The organism is Pseudomonas oryzihabitans (genome assembly GCF_024652905.1).
Taxonomy (GTDB): Bacteria; Pseudomonadota; Gammaproteobacteria; order Pseudomonadales; family Pseudomonadaceae; genus Chryseomonas; species Chryseomonas benzopyrenica.
In genome coordinates this window covers 1,981,696-2,006,626 of record NZ_CP102428.1, presented here as the reverse complement: position 1 = coordinate 2,006,626, position 24,931 = coordinate 1,981,696, and the positions used below count along the sequence as shown (strand labels likewise).

The 24,931-nt window shown below is 66.5% G+C and carries 24 protein-coding genes and 1 pseudogene; 16 read left to right on the top strand and 9 right to left on the bottom strand.

Going from position 1 to position 24,931, the window contains the following annotated elements; all coding sequences use genetic code 11:
- The first annotated feature begins 147 nt into the window (after positions 1 to 147).
- Both NRG74_RS09375 and NRG74_RS09370 read left to right on the top strand, forming a co-directional pair.
- Positions 148 to 915: a coniferyl-alcohol dehydrogenase gene (locus NRG74_RS09375; protein ID WP_257706358.1), complete on the top strand. Its 768-nt coding sequence runs from the start codon at positions 148 to 150 to the stop codon at positions 913 to 915.
- Positions 916 to 987: 72 nt separating this feature from the next.
- A pseudogene (locus tag NRG74_RS09370) lies at positions 988 to 1,931 on the top strand (SphA family protein).
- Positions 1,932 to 1,948: 17 nt separating this feature from the next.
- On the opposite strand, the gene NRG74_RS09365 reads toward NRG74_RS09370, so the two are convergent.
- Positions 1,949 to 2,425: a DUF4124 domain-containing protein gene (locus NRG74_RS09365; RefSeq protein WP_257706357.1), complete on the bottom strand. Its 477-nt coding sequence runs from the start codon at positions 2,423 to 2,425 to the stop codon at positions 1,949 to 1,951.
- 177 nt (positions 2,426 to 2,602) lie between these two features.
- On the opposite strand from NRG74_RS09365, the gene lpxO reads away from it, so the two are divergent.
- The 4 genes from lpxO (at position 2,603) to NRG74_RS09345 (ending at position 8,730) form a co-directional block, all read left to right on the top strand.
- A complete protein-coding gene (gene lpxO / locus NRG74_RS09360) occupies positions 2,603 to 3,502 on the top strand; it encodes a lipid A hydroxylase LpxO (protein ID WP_257706356.1) in 900 nt (299 codons plus the stop codon).
- A gap of 122 nt (positions 3,503 to 3,624) precedes the next feature.
- Positions 3,625 to 4,242: a translesion DNA synthesis-associated protein ImuA gene (gene imuA, locus NRG74_RS09355; protein WP_257706355.1), complete on the top strand. Its 618-nt coding sequence runs from the start codon at positions 3,625 to 3,627 to the stop codon at positions 4,240 to 4,242.
- A 7-nt stretch (positions 4,243 to 4,249) separates the two neighbouring features.
- Entirely contained in the window at positions 4,250 to 5,659 is a 1,410-nt protein-coding gene (locus NRG74_RS09350) for a Y-family DNA polymerase (RefSeq protein WP_257706354.1), read from the top strand.
- Positions 5,656 to 8,730, top strand: coding sequence for an error-prone DNA polymerase (locus NRG74_RS09345; protein ID WP_307774101.1), 3,075 nt, complete (start codon positions 5,656 to 5,658; stop codon positions 8,728 to 8,730). Before NRG74_RS09350 ends, NRG74_RS09345 begins: the two co-directional genes overlap by 4 nt.
- A gap of 105 nt (positions 8,731 to 8,835) precedes the next feature.
- Here NRG74_RS09345 and NRG74_RS09340 read toward each other — a convergent pair whose 3' ends face one another.
- The 3 genes from NRG74_RS09340 to NRG74_RS09330 all read right to left on the bottom strand — a co-directional run bounded on the left by NRG74_RS09340 (position 8,836) and on the right by NRG74_RS09330 (position 10,893).
- Positions 8,836 to 9,108 carry an HU family DNA-binding protein gene (locus NRG74_RS09340; RefSeq protein WP_007159052.1) on the bottom strand — a complete coding sequence of 91 codons (273 nt, stop codon included), beginning with the start codon at positions 9,106 to 9,108 and terminating at the stop codon, positions 8,836 to 8,838.
- 398 nt (positions 9,109 to 9,506) lie between these two features.
- Entirely contained in the window at positions 9,507 to 9,878 is a 372-nt protein-coding gene (locus tag NRG74_RS09335; protein WP_017641853.1) for a YkgJ family cysteine cluster protein, read from the bottom strand.
- A gap of 106 nt (positions 9,879 to 9,984) precedes the next feature.
- Complete coding sequence (locus tag NRG74_RS09330) at positions 9,985 to 10,893, bottom strand: LysR family transcriptional regulator (RefSeq protein WP_017641852.1); 909 nt, start codon at positions 10,891 to 10,893, stop codon at positions 9,985 to 9,987.
- Between the two features lie 100 nt (positions 10,894 to 10,993).
- Here NRG74_RS09330 and NRG74_RS09325 point away from each other — a divergent pair, with 100 nt between their 5' ends.
- On the top strand, positions 10,994 to 11,392 hold the full coding sequence (locus NRG74_RS09325) for a DoxX family protein (protein ID WP_257706352.1): 399 nt from the start codon (positions 10,994 to 10,996) through the stop codon (positions 11,390 to 11,392).
- 22 nt (positions 11,393 to 11,414) lie between these two features.
- On the top strand, positions 11,415 to 12,191 hold the full coding sequence (locus NRG74_RS09320; RefSeq protein ID WP_257706351.1) for a dioxygenase family protein: 777 nt from the start codon (positions 11,415 to 11,417) through the stop codon (positions 12,189 to 12,191).
- Between the two features lie 70 nt (positions 12,192 to 12,261).
- On the opposite strand, the gene NRG74_RS09315 is transcribed toward NRG74_RS09320, so the two are convergent.
- Complete coding sequence (locus NRG74_RS09315; protein ID WP_160922974.1) at positions 12,262 to 12,855, bottom strand: Yip1 family protein; 594 nt, start codon at positions 12,853 to 12,855, stop codon at positions 12,262 to 12,264.
- 291 nt (positions 12,856 to 13,146) lie between these two features.
- Here NRG74_RS09315 and hpxO point away from each other — a divergent pair, with 291 nt between their 5' ends.
- From hpxO to NRG74_RS09300, 3 genes are all read left to right on the top strand, one after another.
- Entirely contained in the window at positions 13,147 to 14,304 is a 1,158-nt protein-coding gene (hpxO, locus tag NRG74_RS09310) for an FAD-dependent urate hydroxylase HpxO (RefSeq protein WP_257706350.1), read from the top strand.
- A 76-nt stretch (positions 14,305 to 14,380) separates the two neighbouring features.
- A complete protein-coding gene (locus tag NRG74_RS09305; protein ID WP_257706349.1) occupies positions 14,381 to 15,394 on the top strand; it encodes an ABC transporter substrate-binding protein in 1,014 nt (337 codons plus the stop codon).
- 46 nt (positions 15,395 to 15,440) lie between these two features.
- The gene (locus NRG74_RS09300) at positions 15,441 to 16,223 is read left to right on the top strand and encodes a phosphate/phosphite/phosphonate ABC transporter substrate-binding protein (protein ID WP_257706348.1); all 783 of its coding nucleotides are present in this window, start codon (positions 15,441 to 15,443) and stop codon (positions 16,221 to 16,223) included.
- 314 nt (positions 16,224 to 16,537) lie between these two features.
- Here NRG74_RS09300 and NRG74_RS09295 read toward each other — a convergent pair whose 3' ends face one another.
- Positions 16,538 to 17,374 carry an MBL fold metallo-hydrolase gene (locus NRG74_RS09295; RefSeq protein WP_257706347.1) on the bottom strand — a complete coding sequence of 279 codons (837 nt, stop codon included), beginning with the start codon at positions 17,372 to 17,374 and terminating at the stop codon, positions 16,538 to 16,540.
- A 284-nt stretch (positions 17,375 to 17,658) separates the two neighbouring features.
- Here NRG74_RS09295 and NRG74_RS09290 point away from each other — a divergent pair, with 284 nt between their 5' ends.
- The 5 genes from NRG74_RS09290 (at position 17,659) to NRG74_RS09270 (ending at position 21,504) form a co-directional block, all read left to right on the top strand.
- On the top strand, positions 17,659 to 18,618 hold the full coding sequence (locus NRG74_RS09290) for an ABC transporter substrate-binding protein (RefSeq protein WP_160922979.1): 960 nt from the start codon (positions 17,659 to 17,661) through the stop codon (positions 18,616 to 18,618).
- A gap of 1 nt (position 18,619) precedes the next feature.
- The gene (locus tag NRG74_RS09285; RefSeq protein WP_017641843.1) at positions 18,620 to 19,471 is read left to right on the top strand and encodes an ABC transporter permease; all 852 of its coding nucleotides are present in this window, start codon (positions 18,620 to 18,622) and stop codon (positions 19,469 to 19,471) included.
- A complete protein-coding gene (locus NRG74_RS09280; RefSeq protein WP_257706346.1) occupies positions 19,468 to 20,283 on the top strand; it encodes a quaternary amine ABC transporter ATP-binding protein in 816 nt (271 codons plus the stop codon). The genes NRG74_RS09285 and NRG74_RS09280 overlap by 4 nt, the downstream gene beginning before the upstream one ends.
- Positions 20,284 to 20,396: 113 nt before the next feature.
- Positions 20,397 to 21,149 carry a TerC family protein gene (locus NRG74_RS09275; protein ID WP_257706345.1) on the top strand — a complete coding sequence of 251 codons (753 nt, stop codon included), beginning with the start codon at positions 20,397 to 20,399 and terminating at the stop codon, positions 21,147 to 21,149.
- A 130-nt stretch (positions 21,150 to 21,279) separates the two neighbouring features.
- Positions 21,280 to 21,504, top strand: coding sequence for a hypothetical protein (locus NRG74_RS09270; RefSeq protein ID WP_017641840.1), 225 nt, complete (start codon positions 21,280 to 21,282; stop codon positions 21,502 to 21,504).
- A 56-nt stretch (positions 21,505 to 21,560) separates the two neighbouring features.
- Here NRG74_RS09270 and NRG74_RS09265 read toward each other — a convergent pair whose 3' ends face one another.
- The 3 genes from NRG74_RS09265 to NRG74_RS09255 all read right to left on the bottom strand — a co-directional run bounded on the left by NRG74_RS09265 (position 21,561) and on the right by NRG74_RS09255 (position 24,931).
- Entirely contained in the window at positions 21,561 to 22,982 is a 1,422-nt protein-coding gene (locus NRG74_RS09265; protein WP_257706344.1) for a short-chain fatty acid transporter, read from the bottom strand.
- A 127-nt stretch (positions 22,983 to 23,109) separates the two neighbouring features.
- A complete protein-coding gene (locus tag NRG74_RS09260; RefSeq protein ID WP_257706343.1) occupies positions 23,110 to 24,291 on the bottom strand; it encodes an acetyl-CoA C-acetyltransferase in 1,182 nt (393 codons plus the stop codon).
- Between the two features lie 13 nt (positions 24,292 to 24,304).
- On the bottom strand, positions 24,305 to 24,931 hold the full coding sequence (locus tag NRG74_RS09255; RefSeq protein WP_017641837.1) for a CoA transferase subunit B: 627 nt from the start codon (positions 24,929 to 24,931) through the stop codon (positions 24,305 to 24,307).

Genomic DNA, 24,931 nt, shown 5'->3' with positions numbered 1-24,931 from the left:
CGGAATGCTCATTTACCACTCGTAAACCCGAGCGCGGGTCCGATCCGCTTCCTCAGCCGTGTTCGCCTTGTTTGGCTCTAGCTCGCAAGCCTTTGAGCAGGCCCCAAACCCTTGTTTCACCCCCAATAACAACAAGAGGAAAATCCCATGACCCTGAATGGCAAGACTCTAGTGATCACCGGCGTGGCCTCCGGCATTGGCGCCGAGTTGGCGCGCCTGGCACGCTTCCAAGGCGCCACTGTGATCGGCGTCGACCGCAATCAGCCCCAGTTCAGCCTGGACGACTTCCACCAGGCCGACCTGGGTGATCCCGACAGCATCGCCGCCCTGGTCGGTCGCCTGCCGGCGCACCTGCACGGCCTGTGCAACATCGCCGGGGTACCGGGCACGGCACCCCGGGAGGCAGTGGCCCGGGTCAATTACCTCGGCCTGCGGTTGCTCAGCCAGCAACTGGTCGCGCGGTTGGGGCAGGGCGGAGCCATCGTCAACGTCACCTCCATCCTCGGCGCCGAATGGCCGCAGCGCCTGGAGCGGCACCGCGAACTGGCGCAAATCGCCGACTTCGCCCAGGCCCAGGCCTGGCTGGAGGCCCATCCGGTGGAGCAGGCCACCTGCTACCAGTACTTCAAGGAGGCGCTCATCGTCTGGAGCTTCATGCAGTCCCAGACCTGGTTCCGCGAATTCGGCGTGCGGCTGAATTGCGTGGCGCCGGGCCCGGTGTTCACGCCCATCCTCGGCGACTTCGTCAGCATGCTGGGTGAAGAGCGGGTCGCCCGCGACAGCCAGCGCATCCTGCGTCCGGCACTGGCCGACGAGGTGGCCGCGGTGATCGCCTTCCTCTGCAGCGATGCCTCGCGCTGGATCAACGGCGCCAACCTGCCAGTGGATGGTGGCCTGGCGGCCAGTTACGTCTGACCCGGATCGCCGCGCCTGCCCGGGTGCGGTGATCGCGTGTTCCCACAACAAGAACAACTTCAGGACGACGTCATGCGCACACTTTCCCGATTCGGTCTGCTGGCCGCGGCCAGTCTCGCCACCACGCTGGCCCAGGCCTACGACCTGCCCGGTCTCAACCTCGGTTCCACCAGCTTCTATGATGGTGCCCCGGCACCGGACGGCCCTGGCTGGTACCTGGCGGAATACCTGATCTATGGCAAGACCAGTCGCTTCAACGATCAGAATGGCCGCAAGCTGCCCCTGCCCAAGCAGGACCTGACCACCTTCGCCCCGGTCACCCAGCTGATCTACCTGGGGCAGCCGCTGGCCAACGGTGCCATGCCCGGCTTCACCGCCATCCTGCCCTTGCTAGCCCATGCCGATGTCGACGATGGCCTCGGCGGCCAGGCGCTGAGCGCCCGCGAAGGGGTAGGGGACCTGACCCTGGGCGCCTTCCTGCAGTTACCCACCACCACCCGCCCCGACGGCGGACCGCGCTGGGCACAGCGCATCGAGGCCGAGATCGTCGCCCCCACCGGCCGCTACGACCGCGACCGAGCGATCAATCCGGGCAGCAACTTCTGGTCCTTCAATCCCTATTACGCCACCACCTACTGGCTGACGCCCCAATGGTCGGTGACCGGGCGCTTCTGGTACCTGTGGAATGGCAAGAACGACCAGCCGCTGCGTAGCTTCGGCGCTGTCTCGGACACCCAGGCCGGCCAGGCACTGCATGCCAACTTCGCCACCCAGTACGCGCTGAACGACCGACTCAGCATCGGCCTGAGCGGCTATTGGCTCCGGCAGATCACCGATACCCAGGTGGATGGCCATGACGTCAGCGGACGCCGGGAAAAGGTCTGGGCCTGGGTCCGGGTTTCACCTACGCCTTTTCCAGACAGAACCTGGTCACCGTCAACAGCTACTTCGAGCAGGACGCCGAGAACCGCACCGAGGGACGCAAGTTCGTCGTCAACTTCCTGCATCGTCTTTAGGCAGTGGTTACCGCCTTTCAGCGTTTGAAAGGGATACCGTAAATCTGCTGAGTAGGCGGAGCCGGCGGCTGCGCCTGGGGGTGGGGCACCATGTGCCAGGTCTCGTCACGCGGCCGGCGGTCGATGTAGATCGGCACCGGCTGATAGAGGATGCCGCCGCTGCGCACCTGGGTTTCCTGGCGAAAGCTGGAAGAGGAGGAAGAGCTGCCGACCACGGTGACGTCATCGACCGGGCGCTGACGGCTGCTGGCCGGCGCGGGGACTACGGTGATCTCGCGCGGCGCAGTGACTGGCGGTGGCGTGGCGGGTTTTGGCGGGGGAGTGAAGCCGTTGCTGTCGGGCAAACGCTGCAGCGGAATGGTAGTGATCTGACTATTCGTCGGACAAGCGCCCTGGGTATAGGTCGTCTGGCCCTGGTCGTCCACGCATTTGTAGACATCCTGAGCGGCCACGACGCCACTGGCGAGCAGCAGGCCATAGAGTAGCGAACGCATGATGAGGCCCTCCGGGCACTCGAAGTGTCACCTGCAGGATACAAGATGCCCGTCATGGCTCCCAGCGGCGGTGCACGTCCCCGTGCAAGCCTGCGGCTAATCATCAGACCTTAGAGTTAGGTCTGATGCCGGTGGAGCGTATAACATCTTGAAACATTCTTTTCAGGACAGTGACGCGTGAAGTGGTTCGTGATCGGCGGTTTCTTTCTCTGTGTGTTGTACGTGCATTTTCGCGGTCGGGTGCGTCATCGCTTCCTGCGTCAGCTAGGTGATCATTCGACGGTGCTGGCACCGCTGAACACCTTCATGTTCCTGACGTCGCGGGTACCCAACCAGCCCTATCACCCGGTGGAACGCTTTCCCGAGCTCCAGGTGCTGCAGGACAACTGGCAGCTCATTCGTGACGAAGCCCTGGACCTGCTGCGTGCCGGCCAGATCAAGAAAGCCGCCGAGCACAACGATGCCGGCTTCAACTCCTTCTTCAAGAGCGGCTGGAAGCGCTTCTATCTGAAGTGGTACGGCGACAGCCATCCTTCCGCCATGCAGCTGTGCCCGCAGACCACCGGATTGCTGCGGGGCATCGGCACGGTCAAGGCGGCCATGTTCGCCGAGTTGCCGCCCGGGTCGCGGTTGGTGCGCCATCGCGATCCCTATGGCGGTTCCCTGCGCTATCACCTGGGCCTGGCCACGCCCAACGACCCACGCTGCTTCATCGAGGTGGACGGCCAGCGCTATCACTGGCGCGATGGCCAGGCAGTGGTGTTCGATGAAACCTTCATCCACTACGCCGAGAACACCACCGAGCAGGATCGCATCATCCTGTTCTGCGACATCGAGCGACCGCTGCGCTATCGCTGGGCCGGTGCCTTCAACCGCTGGGTCAGCGGTACCCTGCTGGCCTCGGCGGCCTCGCCCAATGACGCCAGCGACCGCACCGGAGGCCTCAACCGCGCCTTCCGGCACCTCTATCGCATCCGTCAACGCGGCAAGGCGCTGAAGAAGCGCAACCGCTTCCGCTACTACCTCGAACAGTGGCTGTTGCTGGCTGCCTTGATCAGCGTGGTGATCTGGATCTGACGGTCACCTTCGTCAGCCGAGGCAGCGGTTCGACTTGACCCCGATGCGGATCGCCTCTAATACTGTATGCATATACAGATTGAGGCGATGGCCATGGATAACACCCCTGCAGGTCTGGCGGCATGAGCGGCGGCGGCGCCAGCCTGGCCCGGCTGTTCGAGGAGCGGCGGCTCTGGAAGGGGCAGACCAGTCCCGAGGCCCGGCGTAGCCGGCAGCCCACCGGGGTCGCCGCCCTGGATGCCCATCTGCCCGGCGCCGGCTGGCCCGAGGCGGCGCTGACCGAATTGCTGCTCGCCGGCCCCGGCCATGGCGAGTTGCGGCTGCTCTGGCCAACCCTGGCGCGCCTGAGCCAGGCCGCCGAGCGCATCGCCCTGATCGGCCCGCCGCTGTTGCCCTATCCCCTGGCCTGGCAGGCGGCCGGCGTGACGTTGGATTCCCTGGTGGTGATCCGCGCCCAGGGCGCCGAGGTGCTCTGGGCCGCCGAGCAGTGCCTGCGTTCGGGATGCTTCGGCGCGGTGCTCTGCTGGCCCGAGCGGGCCGATGATCGCCAACTGCGTCGGCTGCAGGTCGCCGCCGAGAGCGGTCGTACCCTGGCCTTCGCCCTGCGCCCGGCCGCTGCCCTGGACAATCCCTCGCCGGCGGCCTTGCGCCTCGAACTCAGGGCGCCGCTGGAACGGCTGCACATCCGCAAATGCCGCGGCGGTCAGCCCGGCGTGCTCGATCTGGCCGGCGGCGCTTGAGCTGGTCATGCGCTGGGCCTGCATCCTCTTTCCGCAGCTGGCGCTGGATGCCGTGCTGCGCCGTCATCCGCAGCCGGAGCAGCCGCTGGTGCTGCTTTCCGGTCCGCCCCAGCGTCGCCTGCTGCGGGCGGTCAATCCGGCCGCGCGAGCCCTGGGGTTGCGCCCTGGCCTGACCCTGGCCGCCGCCCAGGCGCTGACCCGCGACTTCGAGCAGCAGGAACATGATCCGGCGCTCATCGAGACGGCCGAGGCGCTGTTGGCGGCCTGGGGCTATGGCTTCAGCTCCCAGGTCAGTCGCCACTATCCGCGGGCGCTGCTGCTGGAGATCCAGTCCAGCCTGCCGCTGCTGGGTCCCTGGCCGCGGCTGGAGCGGCGCCTGCGTCAGGAGCTCCAGGGCCTGGGCTTTCGTCATCGGCTGGCCCTGGCACCCAATCCGGTGGCGGCGCGCATGCTGACCAATGTCGCCGATGGTCTCATCGCCTCTCCGGACGACCTGCCGCGCCTACTCGATCGGCTGCCCGTGGAGCGCGCCGGTTTCGCCCCCCAGCAAGCCCAGGCGCTGACGCGCATGGGTATCCGCCGGTTGGAGCAGCTCAAGGCCCTGCCCAGGGCCGCCCTGGCCCGGCGCTTCGCGCCGGAGCTTCTGCAGCAGCTGGATCTGCTGAGCGGCAGTCGCAGTCTGGCGCTGGAGTTCTATCGGCCGCCCGATCGCTTCGTGGCGCGGGTGGAACTCAATTTCGAGGTGGACTCCCACCAGGCCCTGCTGTTCCCACTGCGCCGCCTCACCGCCGACCTGGCCGCCTGGCTGGCCAGTCGCGACCGTGGCGTGCAGCGCTTCCTGCTCTGGCTGGAACATCGCCAGGGGCCGGCCACCACCCTTACCATCGGCCTGCTGGCCCCCGAGCGCGATGCCGCCCTGCTGTTCGAATTCGCCCGTGGCCGCCTCGAACAGTTGCAGGTGGTGGCGCCGGTCCTGGCGCTGCGCCTGGAAAGCGAGGAATTGCCGCTCTTCGTGCCGGAACGCCATGGCCTGTTCGACGAACGCCCGGCCCAGGCCGTGGGCTGGGAGGTGCTGCGCGAGCGTCTGCGTGCCCGGCTGGGTGAGGAGGCCGTGCTCGGCCTTGGCATCCAGGCGGATCATCGGCCCGAGCGCGCCCTGGTCTGGCGCCACGAGCGACGCCTGGAGACTGTGCTGCCCGGCCTGCGTCCGGGCTGGCTGCTGCGCGAACCGCGCCCCCTCGACGGTCAGCCACGCCGGATCCTGGCCGGTCCTGAACGCATCGAAAGCGGCTGGTGGGACTGCGGCGACCAACGCCGCGACTACTACCGCATCGAGGTGGCCGACGGACGCCAAGCCTGGGCCTTCCGCCGCTATGGCGAGGAGGCGCCCTGGTGGATCCAGGGCTGGTTCGCATGAGCGGCTATGTCGAGTTGCACTGTCTGTCGAATTTCAGTTTCCAGCGCGGTGCCTCCAGCGCCCTGGAATTGTTCGAGCGAGCCAAGGCGCTGGGCTACGCCGCCCTGGCCATCACCGACGAAGGCACCCTGAGCGGCATCGTCCGCGCCTGGCAGGCGGCGCGCCAGGTCGGACTGCCGCTCATCGTTGGCAGCGAGCTGACCCTGGACGACGGCCTGCGCCTGGTGCTGCTGGTGGAGGATCTGCCTGGCTACGAGTCTCTTTGCGCCCTGATCACCCGGGCGCGCCGCCGTGCGCCCAAGGGCCGCTACCAGTTGGGTCGTGCGGATCTGCAGCACCCCTTGCCCGGGCTGCTGGCCATCTGGTTGCCGGGCAGCGAACCCCTGGCCGAGGAGGGCGCCTGGCTCAAGCAGGTCTTCGCCGAACGCCTCTGGCTCGGCGTGGAATTGCTGCGCGGCGCCGATGACGCCGCCCAGCTCATGCAGTTGCAGGCACTGGGGGAGCAACTGGGGCTGCCGCCGGTGGCCTGCGGCGACGTGCACATGCATACCCGCGGTCGTCGTGCCCTGCAGGATGTGCTCACCAGCATCCGCCACCACCTGCCAGTGGCCGAGGCCGGCTATCGCCTGCATCCCAACGGGGAGCGGCATCTGCGCCCGCTGACGGTGCTCGAAGGGCTCTATCCCGATGCCTTGCGCGCCGAAACTCTGAAGATCGCCGCCCGCTGTCACTTCGATCTGGGCGAGTTGCGTTATCGCTATCCCCAGGAGGTGATACCTGCCGGCCAGACCGCCGGCTCCTGGTTGGCCGAGTTGACCCGCCGCGGCCTGGCCTGGCGCTGGCCGGAGGGACCGCCGCAAAAGGTCACCGACCAGGTGGCCAGGGAGCTGGCGCTGATCGCCGAGAAGGGCTACGAGAACTACTTTCTCACCGTGCATGACATCGTCGACCATGCCCGCCGCCAGCACATCCTCTGCCAGGGCCGCGGCTCGGCAGCCAACTCGGTGGTCTGCTACGTGCTGGGCATCACCGAGCTGAATCCGCTCACCGGCAACCTGCTGTTCGAGCGCTTCATCTCCCGCGAGCGCGACGAACCGCCCGACATCGATGTCGACTTCGAGCACGAACGCCGCGAAGAGGTGATCCAGTACGTCTTCCGCCGCTATGGCCGCGAACGGGCCGCGCTCACCGCGGTGGTCAGCACCTATCACGCCGCCGGCGCCCTGCGCGATGTCGGCAAGGCCCTGGGCCTGCCGGGCGATCAGCTCGACGCCCTGTCCGGGTGCGCCGGGCGCTGGACCGACGAGATCCCCGGCCCGCAGCGCTTGCGCGAGGCGGGTTTCGACCCGGACAGCCCGCTGCTGCAGCGGGTGCTCATCCTCGCCGGTCAACTGATCGGTTTTCCCCGACATCTCTCCCAGCACCCCGGCGGCTTCGTCATTTCCGAGGCGCCCCTGGCCACGCTGGTGCCGGTGGAAAACGCCGCCATGCCCGAGCGCACCCTGATCCAGTGGGACAAGGACGACCTCGATGCCGTGGGCCTGCTCAAGGTCGACATCCTCGCCCTGGGCATGCTCAGCGCCCTGCGCCGCTGCTTCGACCTGGTCGCCGACTGGCGTGGCCAGCGCTGGACCCTGGCCAGCCTGCCCCAGGAGGATGCGCCCACCTACGCCATGATCTCCCGCGCCGACACGGTGGGGGTGTTCCAGATCGAATCCCGTGCCCAGATGGCCATGCTGCCGCGCCTCCGGCCGCAAACCCTCTACGACCTGGTGATCGAGGTGGCCATCGTCCGGCCCGGGCCGATCCAGGGCGACATGGTGCATCCCTATCTGCGCCGCCGGAGTGGCGAGGAGGTGGCGGACTATCCCCATGACGAATTGCGGCCAGCCCTGGAGCGCACCCTGGGAGTGCCGCTGTTCCAGGAGCAGGTGATGCAGATCGCCATGACCGCTGCCCAGTACACCCCGGGCGAAGCCGATCAGCTGCGCCGCTCCATGGCCGCCTGGAAGCGTCATGGCGGCCTCGAACCTCATCGCCAGCGGTTGCACAGTCGCATGGTCGAGCGCGGCTATCGCCCGGAATTCGCCGCGCGCCTCTTCGAGCAGATCAAGGGCTTCGGCAGCTACGGCTTTCCCGAATCCCATGCCGCCAGCTTCGCCCTGCTGACCTATGCCAGCTCCTGGCTCAAATGCCATGAACCGGCCGCCTTCGCCTGTGCCATGGTCAACAGCTGGCCCATGGGCTTCTACAGTCCCGACCAGGTGCTGCAGGACGCTCGACGCCATGGCGTCGAGGTGCGCGCCGTGACCGTGCAGGCCAGCGACTGGGACTGCCGGCTGGAGGCGAGCGCTGGCCATCAGCCGGCGATCCGCCTGGGCCTGCGCCTGGTGCAGGGGTTGGCGGAAGCGGTCGGCCGCCGTCTGGTGGTGGCGCGGGGTACGCAGCCCTTTCGGGACATCGAGGACCTCTGCCGCCGGGCCGAACTGGATGCCCGGGCCCGCGGGCAACTGGCCGAGGCCGGCGCCCTGGCGGAGCTCGCCGGGGATCGCCATCAGGCGCGCTGGGCCATGGCCGGGGTGGAGCGCCAGCTGCCGCTGTTCGCGGCGGCGGATAGCGTTCAAGAGGAGCGCCTGGCCTTGCCCACGCCCAGCGTTGCCGAAGAAGTCCATGCCGACTACCGCATGCTGGGCACCACCCTGGGGCCGCATCCGCTGAGCCTGCTGCGTGGCGAACTCCAGGCGCGGCGCTGCCGGGACTTCCGTCAGCTGGACGAAATCAGGCCCGGCGCCCTGGTGCGAGTGGCCGGACTGGTGCGCGGACGACAGCGTCCAGGCACGGCCAGCGGGGTGATCTTCGTCACCCTGGAAGACGAGCACGGCATGCTCAATGTGGTGGTCTGGCGCGCAGTGGGCGAACAGCAGCGACGACCGTTGTTGCAGGCACGGCTGCTACAGGTCGAGGGGCATCTGGAACGGGAGGCGGGGGTGCAGCACCTGATCGCCGGTCGCTTGACCGATCTGAGTCCGCTGCTCGACGAACTCTTGGTGTCGAGTCGGGATTTTCACTAGGGCGCGGAGGCGAAAAGCAGGGAGGGGGAACGAGCGGGTGGGGCGGAGGACTGTCTTCCGAAGCGCTCTGCAGCGCCCGGAAGACAAGAATCGACCAACGCAGTCTTAGCTGACGGCGTCTTTCAGGCCTTTGCCGGGCTTGAAGCCGGGCAGCTTGGCAGCGGCGATCTTGATGGTGGCACCGGTCTGCGGGTTGCGGCCTTCGCGAGCAGCGCGCTCTTTTACTGCGAAAGTTCCGAAACCGACCAGGCTGACGCTGTCGCCTTGCTTCAGGGCGTCGGTCACCGCAGTGGTGAAGGCGTCCAGGGCTTTGGCAGCGGTGGCCTTGGGCAGGTCGGCAGACGCGGCAATGGCGTCGATCAGCTCAGCTTTATTCATGTAAAAACTCCATGTGTGAGTATTGGCCAGGCAGTATAGCGGCAGCTTTGCCTTGCGTAGAGCCTTTGTAAGCCTCTACGTGGCCGGTTGAAGCAGCCTTGTTGTTCGGCGCTACAGGATACGCATAGCGGGCGAAAGAACGATAGGGTATTCGATCTAGCAGGGACGTGAAAACCTGATCCGCACTGCATTTTCCACGCTTCACAGCCCAGCCGTCGCCTTTTTGGGCAGCGGCGATGGCCGTTTGGTTTCCTCTAGGCGCTGAACGAAAAGTCGCCGAGCGATGGTGAGGCGAGGCGAAAAACCTTGAGGAAGCGGAGTTTACAAATGGTAAATGAGCATTCCGAAAGGTTCTTTCAACGAAGCATCACTGAGCGCAGGCAGTTTTCGTACAGCGCCTAAGCTACGCGGTCGGGCGAGATATGGGGTTGCAACGGCGGCGTCAGCGGCGGCAGGCCATAGGCCGCGCGAGCGGCATCGCAGTGGGGATTGGCTTCGCCGTTCTCCCAGGCGGCGGTGAACTCGCGGCAGGTGCTGGAACGGTTCTCGTAGACGGTGCAGCGCGTGCCGCAGCCCACTTCGCCCAGCAGGGCCACGCAGCGTACCGGCTTCTGCTCGGTGCCCTGCATGGCCGCCAGATGGGGGCTGACCGCGACGGTAAGGTAATCGGGCACCGGGCCGCCTGCCGACTGGCATTCGCCCCAATAGAAAGACACGCGAAAGTGGGCGCAGCAGGCGCCACAGCTGAGGCAAGGATTCTCGGTCGACATGAACGACAGCCATCGCAGGAACCGGCAGTGCCGGCGGGACAGGCAGGGATTCTAGGCAAGCCCCGTCAGGCTGCGAAGCCCCCGGCAATGACCGTTCGGCGGCGACCTACGGCAGTCTTTTCAGGTGCTCGGCTGTGACCAGATGTCGCTGCAGCCAGGCGATGAACAGCCGCACCTTGGCCGGCACCAGGCGCCGATGGGGATAGAGCGCATGGATGGCGATGGCTTGGGTGTACCAAGGGGCGAACAGTCGTTGCAGGCGACCCGTCGCCAGGTCATCGCCCACCAGGAAGTCCGGTTGGCGAATGATCCCATGGCCGTCCAGCGCCGCCTGGTGCAGGACACTGCCATTGTTGGCGCGCAAGGGCCCACTGACCTTGACCTGCAGGCGCTCACCGTCACGCTGGAATTCCCAGAGATCGCCATCGCTGGCGTAGCTGTAGAGCAGGCAGCGGTGCTCGCGTAGTTCGGCCGGGTGCTCGGGACGACCGTGGCGCTGCAGATAGGCGGGCGCGGCGCAAATGAACAATTCCACCGCCCCCAGGGGTTGAGCCACCAGGCTGGAATCGCTGAGATCGCCGATGCGCACGGCCAGATCGAAGCCTTCTTCGACCAGGCGCACCTGACGATCGCTCAGCTCCAGATCGATGGCGACCTCGGGGTATTCGTGCAGGAAACTGCTCACCAGCGGTGCCAGGTGGCGCACGCCAAAGGTCAGGGGCGCACTGACCCTGAGGCGTCCCTGCGGGCGCTCGTGACCTTCCTGCAGGCGCTGTTCGAGGGCCTCCAGATCGCCCAGCAGGGGCACCAGCCCTTCATGGAGGGTGCGTCCGGCCTCGGTCAGGCTCAGGGTGCGGGTGGTACGTTGCAGCAGCCGGGTGCCGTAGTGTCGCTCCAGGGCGGCCAGATGCTTGGTGAGCGCCGAGCGCGAGAGCTCCAGCCGTTCCGCCGCCGCGGTCAGGCTACCCAGTTCGACGATCTTGATGAAGGCCTGCAGGGCTCTCAGGGTATCCAAGGATTGTTTCCATAACGTGCACAGTTCATTCCCAGAGTGCACCTTTATTCGCGCGTTGGAAACAGGACAATGGGTCATCTTTCCCTGCTCGAGAATCAGCATGACCGATCGTACTTCGTCCTATGCCGCCCTATTGCTGCGCCTGGCTCTGGGCACCATGTTCCTGGCCCATGGCCTGACCAAGCTGCTGGTGTTCACCTTGCCAGGCACCGCGGGTTTCTTCGCTTCGGTGGGCTTTCCCGGCTGGCTGGCCTATCCGGTCACCTTCTTCGAGTTGGGCGCGGGCGTGCTGCTGATCCTGGGCGTCTGGGTGCGTCCGGTCGCGGCAGTGGCCGCCGTCCAACTGTTCGCCGCGGCAACGGTCCATTTCGGCAACGGCTGGTCCTTTTCCAATCCCGACGGTGGCTGGGAATATCCGGTCTTTCTCGCCGTGACCGCCGCCGCCCTGGCACTGCTGGGCGCTGGCCAGCTCTCCTGGGATGCCCGCAAGCGTTCCTGAACCCTGCTCAGAGGTCGCCACCATGTCGCTTCCCACCCTGTTCGTTTCTCACGGTTCGCCCATGGAGGCGCTCGACGCCGGCGCAGCGGGAACGGCCTGGCGCGACCTGGGACGGTCGCTGCCGACCCCGGCCGCCATCGTTGTGGTCTCGGCGCACTTCGATACCCGGGTTCCGCTGTTCGGCAGCGCCAAGCGGCCGGCTACCGTCCATGACTTCTATGGTTTTCCCGAGGCCCTCTACCAACTGGACTATCCCGCGCCTGGCGCTCCGGCCCTGGCCGAGCAGCTGGCGCAAGGGCTACGTGACCAGGGCTGGGAGGCCGAGACGGAAGCGCAGGGACTGGATCACGGCGCCTGGGTACCTTTGCGCTATCTCTATCCCGACGCGCAAATCCCCGTGGTGCCGCTGTCGATGAGCGCCACCCGCGGGCCGGACTACCACTATGCCCTGGGCCAGGCGCTGGCCAGGGTGCTGCCGGCGGATACCCTGCTGATCGGTTCAGGCAGCCTGACCCACAACCTCGGTCACTTCCGTCGTGGGGGCGCTGAGTCCCCAGGCTATGTGCGGGACTTCCAGCAGTGGATTCAACATCGATTGCGCGAGCGAGATCTGGACGCCTTGCTCGACTACCGTCGCCAGGCGCCCCAGGCCCGACAGGCGCATCCTACCGACGAGCACCTGCTGCCCTTGTTCGTCGCCTTGGGCGCGGCGGACCCCGAAGGCACCTTCAGCGTCCATCACGACGGCATCGCCCATGGCATCCTGGCCATGGATCTCTACGGCTTTTCCCGCCGCTAGCCGCTTGCCAACAAAAAGCCCGGATCGGTCACCGATCCGGGCTTTTTGCCAACGGCAGAGCGACGTTCGATCAGCCGAACAGCTCCGGGCCGTAACCCCACATCAGCACCGTGGTAGCCATCAGCACCTCCAGCACCAGCACCCCGATGGCCAGGGTGGAGCCGGACATGATGAAGCCTTCCCGTTGATCGATATTGAGGAAGGAGGGGATGCCGGTATAGAGCAGGTAGGCCGAATAGGCCAGGCCGACGATGCCGGCGATGGCGCACAGCCACACCAGCGGATAGAAACCCACCAGGCCACTCAACAGCATGGGCGTGGCCACGTAGCCGGCGAACAGAATGCAACGATTGGCACTGGGCCGATCCGGATAGCGCCGCGCCAGCCAGTGGATCACATGCCCCATGGCCACCACCGCCGCCATGATCAGCGCATAGCTGATGACCGCCAGTACCGCCGCCGTGGGTAGATCCAGCACATGGGCTTCACCGCCGCCGAAGCGCCAACCGAAGGTGGTGGTGCCCACCAGGGACGCGACGACGGGAATGGCCGCCAGCAAGGCGACATGATGGGCAAAGAAGTGCCCGACCGTTTCCCCTTCGCGACGAATCTGTTGCCACTCGCGATCGGGATGGGCCAGCAGGCCCCAGACATGATTGATCATGATCCTGCTCCTCACCCGCTGTGGTCGCCGCAAGCGGGCCTCTGTGGATGGCGAACGCTGGGTACAACGCAACTGGCGACTACCTTAGGAGTATAGAAGAGCTCTGGAATGCGTCATGCGAGCCGACGAAGGGCAACTTGCCTAGAAACGAAGCGACGAGTGGTCGCAGGGCACCAGGCTGGTGCGTTTTCCGACCCCGCTCGTTTCGCCAGCGGCCTGATTCCAATACCTGACCACCTGGTCAGGAAATTGCTTGCTCAAGGCATCCGTTACCGGCCAACGAGGTCCGTCATGCCATCTCTCGACATCATCATCGCCGGTGCCGGCATGGGCGGTCTCACCGCCGCCCTGGCACTGCAGCAGGCCGGACACCGGGTCCGCCTGTTCGAGCGGGCGCAGGACCTCGCACCCATCGGCGCGGCCATCTCCATCTGGCCCAACGGCGTCAAGGTACTCGAACACCTGGGACTGGGGCCCGCCATCGCCGCGGTCAGTGGCGACATGCAGACCATGAGCTACCGCGACCACCAGGGACAGTTGCTCACCCACTTCAGCCTGCTGCCGCTCTACACAGCCGTGGGCCGACCGGCACGGCCCATCGCCCGTGCCTACCTGCAGCGCCTCCTGCTGGACGCCGTGGGCGCCGATCAGGTGACCCTGGGAGTCGGCTGCGAGGGCTTCGAGCAGGACGCGGACGGGGTGACCGTGAACCTTGGCGACGGGCGTCGCGAGCGGGCCGATCTGCTGATCGCCGCCGACGGTACCCACTCGCGCCTGCGCGACCGGGTGGTGGGCCGGGCCATCACCCGTGAGTATTGCGGCTACGTGAACTGGAACGGGCGGGTGAGGGTCGCGCCTGATCTGGCCGAGGCCCACGACTGGGCGCAATTCGTCGGGGCGCATCAGCGAGTCTCCCTGATGCCCATGGGCGGCGATGAATTCTACTTCTTCTTCGATGTACCCCTGCCCAAGGGCACACCCAACGACCGTAGCCGTTACCGCGCGGAGCTGGCCGAGCACTTCGCCGGCTGGGCACCGCCGGTGCAACGGCTGATCGAACGGCTGGATCCTCAGGGCGTGGCGCGGGTGGAAATTCATGACACCCGGCCGCTGCCGACCCTGGTACAGGGCCGGGTGGCGCTCCTGGGCGATTCCGCCCATGCCATGGCGCCGGATCTGGGGCAGGGCGGTTGCCAGGCCATGGAGGACGCCTGGGTGCTGGCGCGCTGCCTGGACGCCGAACAGGATCCCCTGGCAGCGCTCCAGGCCTATGAAGCAGCCCGGCTGGAGCGGGTCGCCGGGATCGTCGCGCGGGCGCGCAATCGCTGCGAGATCACCCACGGTCATGAGCCCCTGGCCACCCAGGCCTGGTACGCCGAGCTGGCCCGGGAAACCGGCGAAACGGTGATCGCCGGCCTGCGCAAGACCGCCGAGGGCGGTCCGCTGTGAAATAGCTCTGGCCCGCGGCGACGAATGGCCATACCTTGGGTCGAAAGGCCTACGTCCCTTGTCGGAGAAATTGCCCATGCGCCTGCGTTTCGCCCTGACCCTCGCCAGTTTCGCCATCGCGCCACTGGCCTTTGCCGCCGATGGCGGCTGTCCCTATCCAAAGACGGTGAAATTCGCCGGCCCCAACTGGGAGAGTGGCATGTTCACCACCGAGGTCCTGCGCCTGCTGGTGGAGAAGGGCTACGGTTGCCAGACCGACAGCGTACCGGGCAACACCGTGACCCTGGAAAACGCCCTGGCGCAAAACGACATCCAGGTCACCGGCGAGCAGTGGGCCGGGCGCAGTCCGGCCTGGCGCGCCGCGGAACAGGCCGGCAAGGTGTTCGCCGTCGGCGAGACGGTCAAGGGCGCCACCGAGGGCTGGTGGGTGCCGGAATACCTGGTCAAGGGCGATCCTGAGCGCGGCATCCAGGCCAAGGCGCCGGATCTCAAGAGCGTGGCCGATCTGCCACGTTATAAAGAGTTGTTCCGCGATCCCGAAGAGCCGGGCAAGGGCCGCTTCCTGAACTGCCCGACCGGCTGGACCTGCGAGATCGTCAACAGCCAGAAGCTCAAGGCCTACAAGCTCACCGACAGCTACACCAACTTCCGCACCGGTACCGGCCCCGCGCTGGACGCCGCCATCGCCACCGCCATGCGCCGCGGCGAACCGGTGCTCTTCTACTATTGGTCGCCGACACCGCTGATGGGCCGCTACAAGCTGGTCCAGCTGGAAGAACCACCGTTCAGCCAGAAGGCCTGGGATACCCTGTCGGATCCGAAGAACCCCGATCCGCTGCCGTCGCGCTCGCTACCGGCCAAGATCACCATCGGCGTCTCCCGCGACCTGCACGACAAGGCGCCGGCCCTGGTGGCCCTGTTCGAGAAGGTCGAATTCCCCCTCGACCAGTTCAACGGCATCCTCGCCGGCATGGCCGAGAAACGCGAAGATGCCCAGGTCGTGGCCAAGCGTTTCCTCAAGGAGCACCCCGAGGTCTGGACGTCCTGGCTGCCAGCGGAAAATGCCGAGCGGGTGAAGGCTGCGCTCTAGGCGCAGCGATAGGGGATAATGGCGGTTTTCCGTGCAGGAGCCGCCCATGACCGTCGCCGCCCTTATCATGTACGTCGAGCCCGCCGAGGTGCGCGACTCCTATCGCCAGCTCGCCGAGGCCGTGGCGCTGCGCCTGGAGGCGACCCTCGAATCCGCACCCGAGGAACTGCCGGCGCTCTGGAATCATCCAGAGCTGCTGCTGGCCCAGACCTGTGGCTATCCCTGGGCGACCCGCCTGCGCGGTCAGGTGCGTCTGGTGGCGGCGCCGCGCTATCGCTTCGAGGGTTGCAATGAGGCCGAGCACTGCGCCTTCATCCTGGTGCCCGACGCCCTGGATGTGGCCAGCCTGGCCGATCTGCGCGGCAAGCGAGTGGCGCTCAATGGCCTGGATTCCAACAGCGGCATGAATCTCCTGCGCCTCGCCGTGGCGCCCCTGGCCGAGCGTGGCCGCTTCTTTGGTGAGGTGATCGTCAGCGAGAGCCACGCCAACAGCCTGGCGCTGTTGCAGCAAGGCCATGCCGATGTGGCCGCGGTGGATGCCGTGACCTATGGCTATCTGCAGCGCGCCCAACCCGAGCGGGTCGCCTGTCTGCGCCTCCTGCAACGCACCCGCCCGAGTCCAGCGCTGCCCTTCATCACCGCCGCCAGCCGGTCCGATGCAGAGGTTGAGGCTTTGCGTAGAGCGCTGAGCGACAGCCTGGCCGCCGATCCTACGCTGGCCGAGTGCCTCGCCATCGAGGGCTTCACCGCAGTAGACGAGGTGACCTATCTGCCCCTGCTGGACTGGCGCCGCGAGGCGGTGGAGCAGGGCTATCCGGTGATTGCGTAAATTGGCTTGAGACGGCTCCATCGTCGAAGCCCAACATTGAGGACTGATCCCGTTGGGCTTCGCTGTGCTCAGCCCAACCTACGGGACTGCAGTGGCGGGTTGCGTCGTAGGTTGGGTTGAGACGGCTCCACCGTCGAAGCCCAACATTGAGGAGTTCGGCCTAGGTCCTGTTGGGCTTCGCTGCGCTCAGCCCAACCTACGGGACCGCAGTGGCGGGTCGCGTCGTAGGTTGGGTTGAGACGGCCCCATCGTCGAAGCCCAACATTGAGGAGTTCGGCCTAGGTCCTATTGGGCTTCGCTGCGCTTAGCCCAACCTACGCTCGCTTACCCTCCTGCAATTGCCGAAACTCCACCAGGTCATGGCTGCAAAACAGCGTCAGCCCCAGATCCTGGCGCAGGGAAAGTTCGCGCAGGCGCGCTTGGTTGTCCAGGCGACTGGTGCGGTCGGCTTCCATCAGCCGCTGGTAGAACCTCAGGCCCGGTGTGCAGTGGCGTTCGGCCTGTCGCATCTCGTCGCGGTAGAAGTAGGCGTCACCAGCGTGCAGCAGCCAGCCGCCCTCATGCTGGATGGCGATGCCGGCATGGCCCGGGGTATGACCGGGCAGCGGGATCATCAGGATCTCCGGCGGCAGCCCAGGCAGGTCACGCACGCTGGCAAAGCCGTTCCACTGCTCACCCCGGGGTTCATGGAAATTCCAATGGCGGATCCCTTCCCACTGCGCCGGGCTGTAGCGACGGCGGCCGATGAAGCCGTGGCGCTGGCGCTGGGCGTCCCATTCACGCTGGAGCACATGGACCTGGGCCTGGGGAAAGTCATCCAGGCCACCGGCGTGATCGAAGTCCAGGTGGGTCAGCACGATATGGCGAACATCGCCCGGACGAAAACCCAGGCGGCGAATCTGCGCCAGGGCGCTGAGCTCGGGGTCGTACTGGATGCGATTCATCAGCCGGAAGAAGGGACTCAGCCGCCGGCCCCGCTCCCGCAGATCGGCTTCGCCAAAACCGGTATCCACCAGCACCAGACCGTCCCGGTCGGTTTCCACCAGCAGGCAATGACAGGCGAGGTGGGCGGCAAGGCCATGGCTGAAACCGTCGTACAGCGCCCCGCCCAGGGGGCACATGCAGCCGCAGTTGAGGTGATGGATACGCATGATCGGCTCCGCGTGGGTGTCCCCGGTAGAAGAGCCGAGCGCGGGCAAAGTTCGAGCGCAGCGGCCGTCCGCGCGGGTGTCGCAACGGGCCAGGAGCGGTCGCTGGTGCTGAAGTGGCGGCAATCAATCGACCGGAGCATGAGGCGGGATTCAGCACCCGCGCGCCTCACCGCGGCGGCGCCAGGGCCCTTGGCTGAACCCTGGGCCCGCGCCGCTGACCAAGGTAGGATCGCCAGCGGAACGGCTCTGCCGCCCTGGCCCTCCCAGTGCAGACGGAGCCACCCATGCCCATAGCCTTTCCCCGCCGTTCCCTCCTGGCCGCCGGCCTTTCCCTTGGCCTGCTCGCCGCCGGCACCGCCCAGGCCGACAGCTGGTGCGCCAGCCAGCCGGTGAAGTTCGCCGGGGTGAACTGGGAGAGTGGCATGCTGCTCACCGAGTTGATGGGTTTCGTTCTGCAGCACGGCTATGACTGCACCGTGGACAGCATTCCCGGCAACTCCATCACCCTGGAGCAGGCGCTGGGCAACAATGACATCCAGGTCTTCGCCGAGGAGTGGATCGGCCGTAGCGAGGCCTGGAACAAGGCCGCCGCGGCCGGCAAGGTGGTCGGCGTGGGCGCGCCCATCGAAGGCGCCACCGAAGGCTGGTATGTGCCGCGTTATCTGGTGGAAGGCGAGGGCGCCAAGGCCCCCGACTTGAAGAGCATCGCCGACCTGGGACAATATGCCGAGCTGTTCCGCGATCCGGAAGAGCCAGGCAAGGGCCGTTTCTACAACTGCCCGGCCGGTTGGACGTGCGAGTTGGAAAACACCCAGATGCTGCAGAGTTACGGCTTGAGCGACAAGTACACCAACTTTCGTCCCGGCACCGGACCGGCGCTGGATGCGGCCATCGTCTCGGCCACTCGGCGCAAGCAGCCGATCCTGACCTACTACTGGTCGCCGACGCCGCTGCTGGGGCGCGTGGACATGGTGCAACTCAAGCCGCGCGCCGGTGAAGAGAAGCGCATCCAGGTGCAGGCCGGTCTCTCCAAGCCTTTCCACGACGGTGCACCGGAACTGGTCGCCGTGTTGAGCCGCGTCAATGTGCCCATCGAGCTGCTCAACCGCACCCTGGCCGAACAGGCCGAAGCCAAGCAGGACGCCCCCACCGCCGCCAAGGCGCTGCTCAAGGCCCATCCCGAACTGTGGCAGGCCTGGGTGACCGACGCGGCGGCGCGCAGCAAGATCCAGGCGGCGCTCTAGGATGTTTCCCGAAGGCCTGACCTTTTCCTTCGCCGACGCCGTCAATCGCGGTGTCGACTGGCTGGTGACCCGCTACGGCGACGTCTTCCGGACCATCTCCGACACCCTGCTGCAGGCCATCGTCTGGCTCGAAGGCCTGCTGCGCGGCACCCCCTGGTGGGCGCTGCTGCTGATCGTCGCGGCCCTGGCCGCCCATGCCACCCGCCGGGTGTTGCCGACCCTGCTGATCACCGGACTGCTGTTCCTGGTCGGCGCCCTGGGGCTGTGGGACAAGCTGATGCAGACCCTGGCCCTGGTGCTGGTGGCCACCGCCATCGCGGTGATCATCGGCATACCCCTGGGCATCCTCTGCGCCCGCAGCGCTCGCCTGCGCCTGGTGCTGATGCCGCTGCTGGACATCATGCAGACCATGCCCAGCTTCGTGTACCTGATCCCGGTGCTGATGCTGTTCGGCCTGGGCAAGGTGCCGGCGATCTTCGCCACGGTGATCTATGCCGCGCCGCCCCTGATCCGCCTCACCGACCTGGGTATCCGCCAGGTCGATCGCGAGGTCATGGAAGCGGTCAACGCCTTTGGCGCCAATCGCTGGCAACAGCTGTTCGGCGTGCAGCTGCCGCTGGCGCTGCCAAGCATCATGGCCGGCATCAATCAGACCACCATGATGGCGCTGTCCATGGTGGTGATCGCCTCCATGATCGGCGCACGCGGCCTCGGTGAAGAGGTCCTGGTGGGCATCCAGACCCTGGACGTGGGCAAGGGCCTGCAGGCGGGCCTGGCCATCGTCATCCTCGCCGTGGTCATCGATCGCATCACCCAGGCCTATGGCCGCCAGCGTCACGAGGTGGAGCGATGAAGATCGTCGTCGAGCGGGTCTCCAAGATCTTCGGCAAGCGCGAGCAGGCAGCCCTGGCCTTGCTCCGTGAAGGGCACGACAAGGCCGATATCCTCGCCCGTACCGGTTGCGTGGTGGGGGTGGACGATCTCTCCCTGGAGATCGCCGAAGGCGAGATCTTCGTCATCATGGGGCTCTCGGGTTCCGGCAAGTCGACTCTGGTGCGCCACTTCAACCGGCTGATCGATCCGAGCAGCGGGCGCATCCTCATCGATGGCCAGGACATCCTCCAGCTGCCCCTGCCGGCGTTGCGCGAGTTGCGGCGCCAGCGCGTCAGCATGGTGTTCCAGAGCTTCGGTCTCTTGCCGCATCGGCGGGTGCTGGACAACGTTGCCTATGGCCTCAAGGTGCGCGGCGAGCCCAAGGCGGTCTGCCGGGAGCGGGCGCTGCACTGGCTGGAGGTGGTCGGCCTGGCCGGTTACGAGCGCAAGTGGCCGCACCAGTTGTCCGGCGGCATGCGCCAGCGGGTCGGCCTGGCCCGCGCCCTGGCGGCGGACACCGAGATCATCCTGATGGACGAGGCCTTTTCCGCCCTCGATCCGCTGATCCGCGCCGAGATGCAGGAGCAGCTGCTGGAATTGCAACAGCGCCTGCACAAGACCATCGTCTTCATCACCCATGACCTCGACGAAGCGCTACGCCTGGGCAATCGCATCGCCATCCTGCGTGACGGTCGGCTGGTGCAGGTGGGCACCCCAGCGGACATCCTCGGCCAGCCGGCCGACGACTACGTGGCGCGCTTCGTCCAGCGACGTACCGCTGCGACAGTTTGAAACAATTGCAGCAGAGGTCTTCACGAGCATTTCACACCGCCAAGGCTTTGATGGTGAGACCTACGGCCTGACCCCGCGTCAGGCCTTTCTCTTCCCACTGGAACCGCACCGCAATGGACTATCTGCTACAACTCGCTGCCGATCCGACCGTCTGGGCTGCCCTGGCTACCCTGATCGTGATGGAGGTGGTGCTGGGCATCGACAACCTGATCTTCATCTCCATCCTCACCAACAAGCTGCCTGTCCATCAACAGCAGAAGGGCCGCCGCATCGGTATCAGCCTGGCGTTGATCCTGCGCCTGGGCCTGCTCGGCACCGTGGCCTGGATCGTCCAGCTCACCGAGCCGATCATCGAGGTGTTCGGCAAGAGCTTTTCCTGGAAGGACCTGATCCTCGTCGCCGGTGGCCTGTTCCTCCTGTGGAAGGCGACCAAGGAGATTCACCACAACGTCGATCCCGAGCCCGACAGCGCCCTGACCAAGGGCGCTGAGACGGCGACCCTGGCGTTCGGCTCGGCCATCGTGCAGATCCTCTTGCTGGATCTGGTGTTCTCGGTGGACAGCATCATCACCGCCGTGGGCATGACCGAGCACCTGCCGGTGATGGTGATCGCGGTGGTGGTGGCGGTGACCGTCATGTTGCTGGCGGCCGATCCCCTGGCCAAATTCATCGACCGGAACCCCACCGTCGTGATGCTGGCGCTGGGCTTCCTGATCATGATCGGCATGACCCTGATCGCTGAGGGTTTCGGCGCCCATGTGCCCAAGGGCTACATCTATGCGGCCATGGCCTTCTCGGCGCTGATCGAGGGGCTGAACATGCTGTCGCGGCGGGCCAAGCGTCGCCAGCAGACGGCTGGCAAGTAAGGAAAAGACGTGCCGGAAGGCCTTGTTACATTCCGGCACGTCTATTGCTAACAATTAATTCAAGGACTAGGCACTATCGGTCTGGACCCTTGTCATAGCAGCGTCACACGTGAGGTTTACAACTGAAGTCATGAACATACAAGCCCAAGCCCAGAACGCCATGCATGCCCTCAGCGCCGCTTTCGCGCCGATGAGCTGCGTCATCGACGCCCCCAGCAAACGGGGTTTTTCCTTCATCGTCGTCAACGAACATGGCGTGGCCAAGCACACCCGCCGGATCTATCGTGACGAATACAGCAGCCCAAGCCGCCTGCAGGCCATCATCGACAGCACCCGCCTGGCCATCGCCGGCTGAGATTCAGCCGGCTTCCGCTTTACCCCTCCCGCTTCATCGTCCGCGCCCCACCCGAGCTACGGGTGTACCGGCAGCAGATACGCCAACGTTCCCCCCAACAGCCACAGCAGCACCAGCACCAGGGGTGCATGGACCAGCAGCTGCACGAAGGAAAAGCCGACCAGGTCGCGCGCCTTCAGCCCCAGCACGCCCAGCAGCGGCAGCATGTAGAAGGGATTGATCAGATTCGGCAGGGCCTCGGCGGCGTTGTAGATCTGCACGGCCCAGCCCAGGTGATACTGCAGGTCGTTGGCCACCTGCATCACATAGGGCGCCTCGATGATCCACTTGCCCCCACCCGAGGGGATGAAGAACCCCAGCAGCGCCGAATAGACGCCCATCAGCAGGGCGAAGGTGTCGTGGGTGGCGATCTGGGTGAAGAACGCTGCAATATGGTGCGCCAGGGTCTGGCCGTCGGCGCCGTTGACCTTGGTCAGGATGGCGGCGATGGAGCCGTACAGCGGAAACTGGATCAACACCCCGGTGGTGGCCGGTACCGCGCGGGCCACGGCGTCGAGGAAGTGCCGGGGTCGCCAATGCAGCAGGGCGCCCAGGGAGATGAACAGCAGATTGTAGGTGTTCAGCCCGGAGATGGCCTCGATGGCCGGCTTGCTGGCGAATTCCTGGATCAACCAACCGGCGGCGAGCAGCACCAGCAGGATGATCAGGATCGGGCTGTATTCCAGCCATTCGCCCGGACGGGTCGGCTTCGCGGCCGGCTTGGGCGCCGGGGTGACGTCGACGCCACAGGCGCGGGCATCGCGCGCGCTGTCTGGTCCCGGTGCGGTGACATAGGCGATCACCGCCGAGACCACCAGCAGCACCAGCAGCAGGGCGCCTGATTGCCAGAGGAAAAGCGTCTGGCTGAAGGGGATCACCCCGGTGATGGCGAGGATCGAGGGCGGCAGGCTGGCCGGATTGGCCTGCAGCTGCGCCGCCGACGACGACAGCCCCAGCGCCCAGACCGCGCCCAGGCCCAGGTAGGCCGCGGCGCCGGCGGCGCGATAGTCCATCTTGAGTTCTTCGCGGCGGGCCAGGGCGCGCACCAGCAGGCCGCCGAACACCAGGCTCAGACCCCAGTTGAGCAGGGAGGCGAGCATGGCCACCAGGGCCACCCAGCACACCGCGCCGCGTCCGGTGCGCGGCACCCGCGCCAGGCGTTCGATCAGGCGCCCGGCCGGGCCGGAACTGGCGACCACATAGCCGCCGATGACCACGAAGGCCATCTGCATGGTGAAGGGGATCAGACTCCAGAAGCCATCGCCGAAGGCCTTGGCGGTGGTGGCCGCCGGTGCACCCATGCCCAGGGCGGCCAGGGCCACCACGGCCACGGCGAGCACCGCGAAGACCCAGGAATCGGGAAACCAGCGTTCGGCCCAGTTGGAACAGGCCAGGGCGAACCGCGCGCTGCGCGAATCGCGGGAAGGGGTTGAGCTCATGGGAGGTCCTTTTGTTGTTGTTTTTTGTGGGAATGTAGTGCGGGACGGTGATGCATTGATCGCGGCCATGGGCCGCTCCTACGGTGGTGTCCGGACCTGTAGGAGCGGCCCATGGCCGCGATAGGCTTTAACGCCGCTCCACCGCCAGGGCCACGCCCTGGCCGCCACCGATGCACAGGGTCGCCAAACCCCGTCGACCGTCACGGCGGCGCAATTCGTGGAGCAGGGTCACCAGCACCCGGCAACCGGAGGCGCCGATGGGGTGGCCCAGGGCGATGGCGCCGCCGTTGACGTTGACCCTCTCGTTATCCCAGCCCAGCTCCTGGCCCACCGCCAGGGCCTGGGCGGCGAAGGCTTCGTTGGCTTCGATCAGATCCAGATCGGCCAGCCGCCAGCCGGCTTTTTCCAGCGTCTTGCGGGTGGCCGAGACCGGGCCGATACCCATGATCGCCGGATCCACTCCCGCGCTGGCATAGGCGGCGATATGGGCCAGCGGCGTGAGCCCCAGGGCGGCGGCCTTGGCCGCGCTCATCACCAGCACGGCAGCGGCGCCATCGTTGAGGCTGGAGGCGTTGCCCGCGGTGACGCTGCCGTCCTTGGTGAAGGCTGGACGCAGGCGCGCCAGACCTTCGGCGGTGGTGTCGGCGCGAATGCCTTCGTCGGTGTCGAACAGTAGCGGTTCGCCTTTACGCTGGGGGATGGTCACCGGGGTGATCTCCTCGCGGAACCGCCCGGACTCCACCGCTGCCGCGGCGCGCTGCTGGGAGCGTGCAGCGAAGGCATCCTGGGCCTCGCGGCTGATGCCGTATTTCTGCACCAGATTCTCCGCGGTCTGGCCCATGTGGTAGTCGTTGAAGGCATCCCACAGCCCATCGCTGATCATGGTGTCGACCAGCTCAGCATGGCCCAGGCGCAAGCCGGTGCGTACCTTGGGCAGCACATAGGGCGCCAGGCTCATGTTCTCCATGCCGCCGGCGACGACGATCTCGGCGTCGCCGCAGCGGATCGCCTGGACCGCCAGCTGCACCGCCTTGAGGCCGGAGCCACAGACCTTGTTCAGGGTCAGGGCCGGCACCTCGTGGGGCAGGCCGGCCCTGACCGCCGCCTGGCGCGCCGGATTCTGGCCCGCACCGGCGGTGAGCACCTGGCCGAGGATGACTTCATCCACCGCGGCTGGGGCCACGCCGGTCTGTTCCAGCAGGGCGCGGATGACGGTGGCGCCAAGCTCCACCGCGGGCACATTGGCCAGGGAGCCCTGGAAACTGCCGACCGCGGTGCGGGTGGCGGCGACGATGACGACGTCTTGCATGGCTGGGATCTCCTCAGGCCTGGATGGGGGCGCCGGTGGCGGCGCGCAGTTCATCGAGGCTCACGCCTTCGGCCAGCTCCACCAGTTTCAGGCCGCCTTCGGTCACCTCCAGCACGGCCAGGTCGGTGATGATCAGGTCGACCACGCCAACCCCGGTCAGCGGCAGGTCGCAGGCTGGCAGGATCTTGTGGGCACCCTTGGCGGTGTGCTCCATCAGCACCACCACGCGCTGCACGCCAGCCACCAGGTCCATGGCGCCGCCCATGCCCTTGACCATCTTCCCGGGGATCATCCAGTTGGCCAGATCGCCTTTTTCCGACACCTGCATGGCGCCGAGGATGGCCAGGTTCACATGGCCGCCGCGGATCATGCCGAAGCTGGTGGCGCTGTCGAAATAGCTGCTGCCGGGCAGGGCGGTGACGGTCTGCTTGCCGGCGTTGATCAGGTCCGGATCGACCGTCTCGGCGGTGGGGAAGGGGCCGATGCCCAGCAGGCCGTTTTCCGACTGCAGCCAGACGTCCATGCCGGCGGGGATGTAGTTGGCGACGAGGGTCGGCAAGCCGATGCCGAGGTTGACGTAGAAGCCGTCCTGCAGCTCCCGGGCGGCGCGTTGCGCCATCTGTTCACGGGTCCAGGCCAT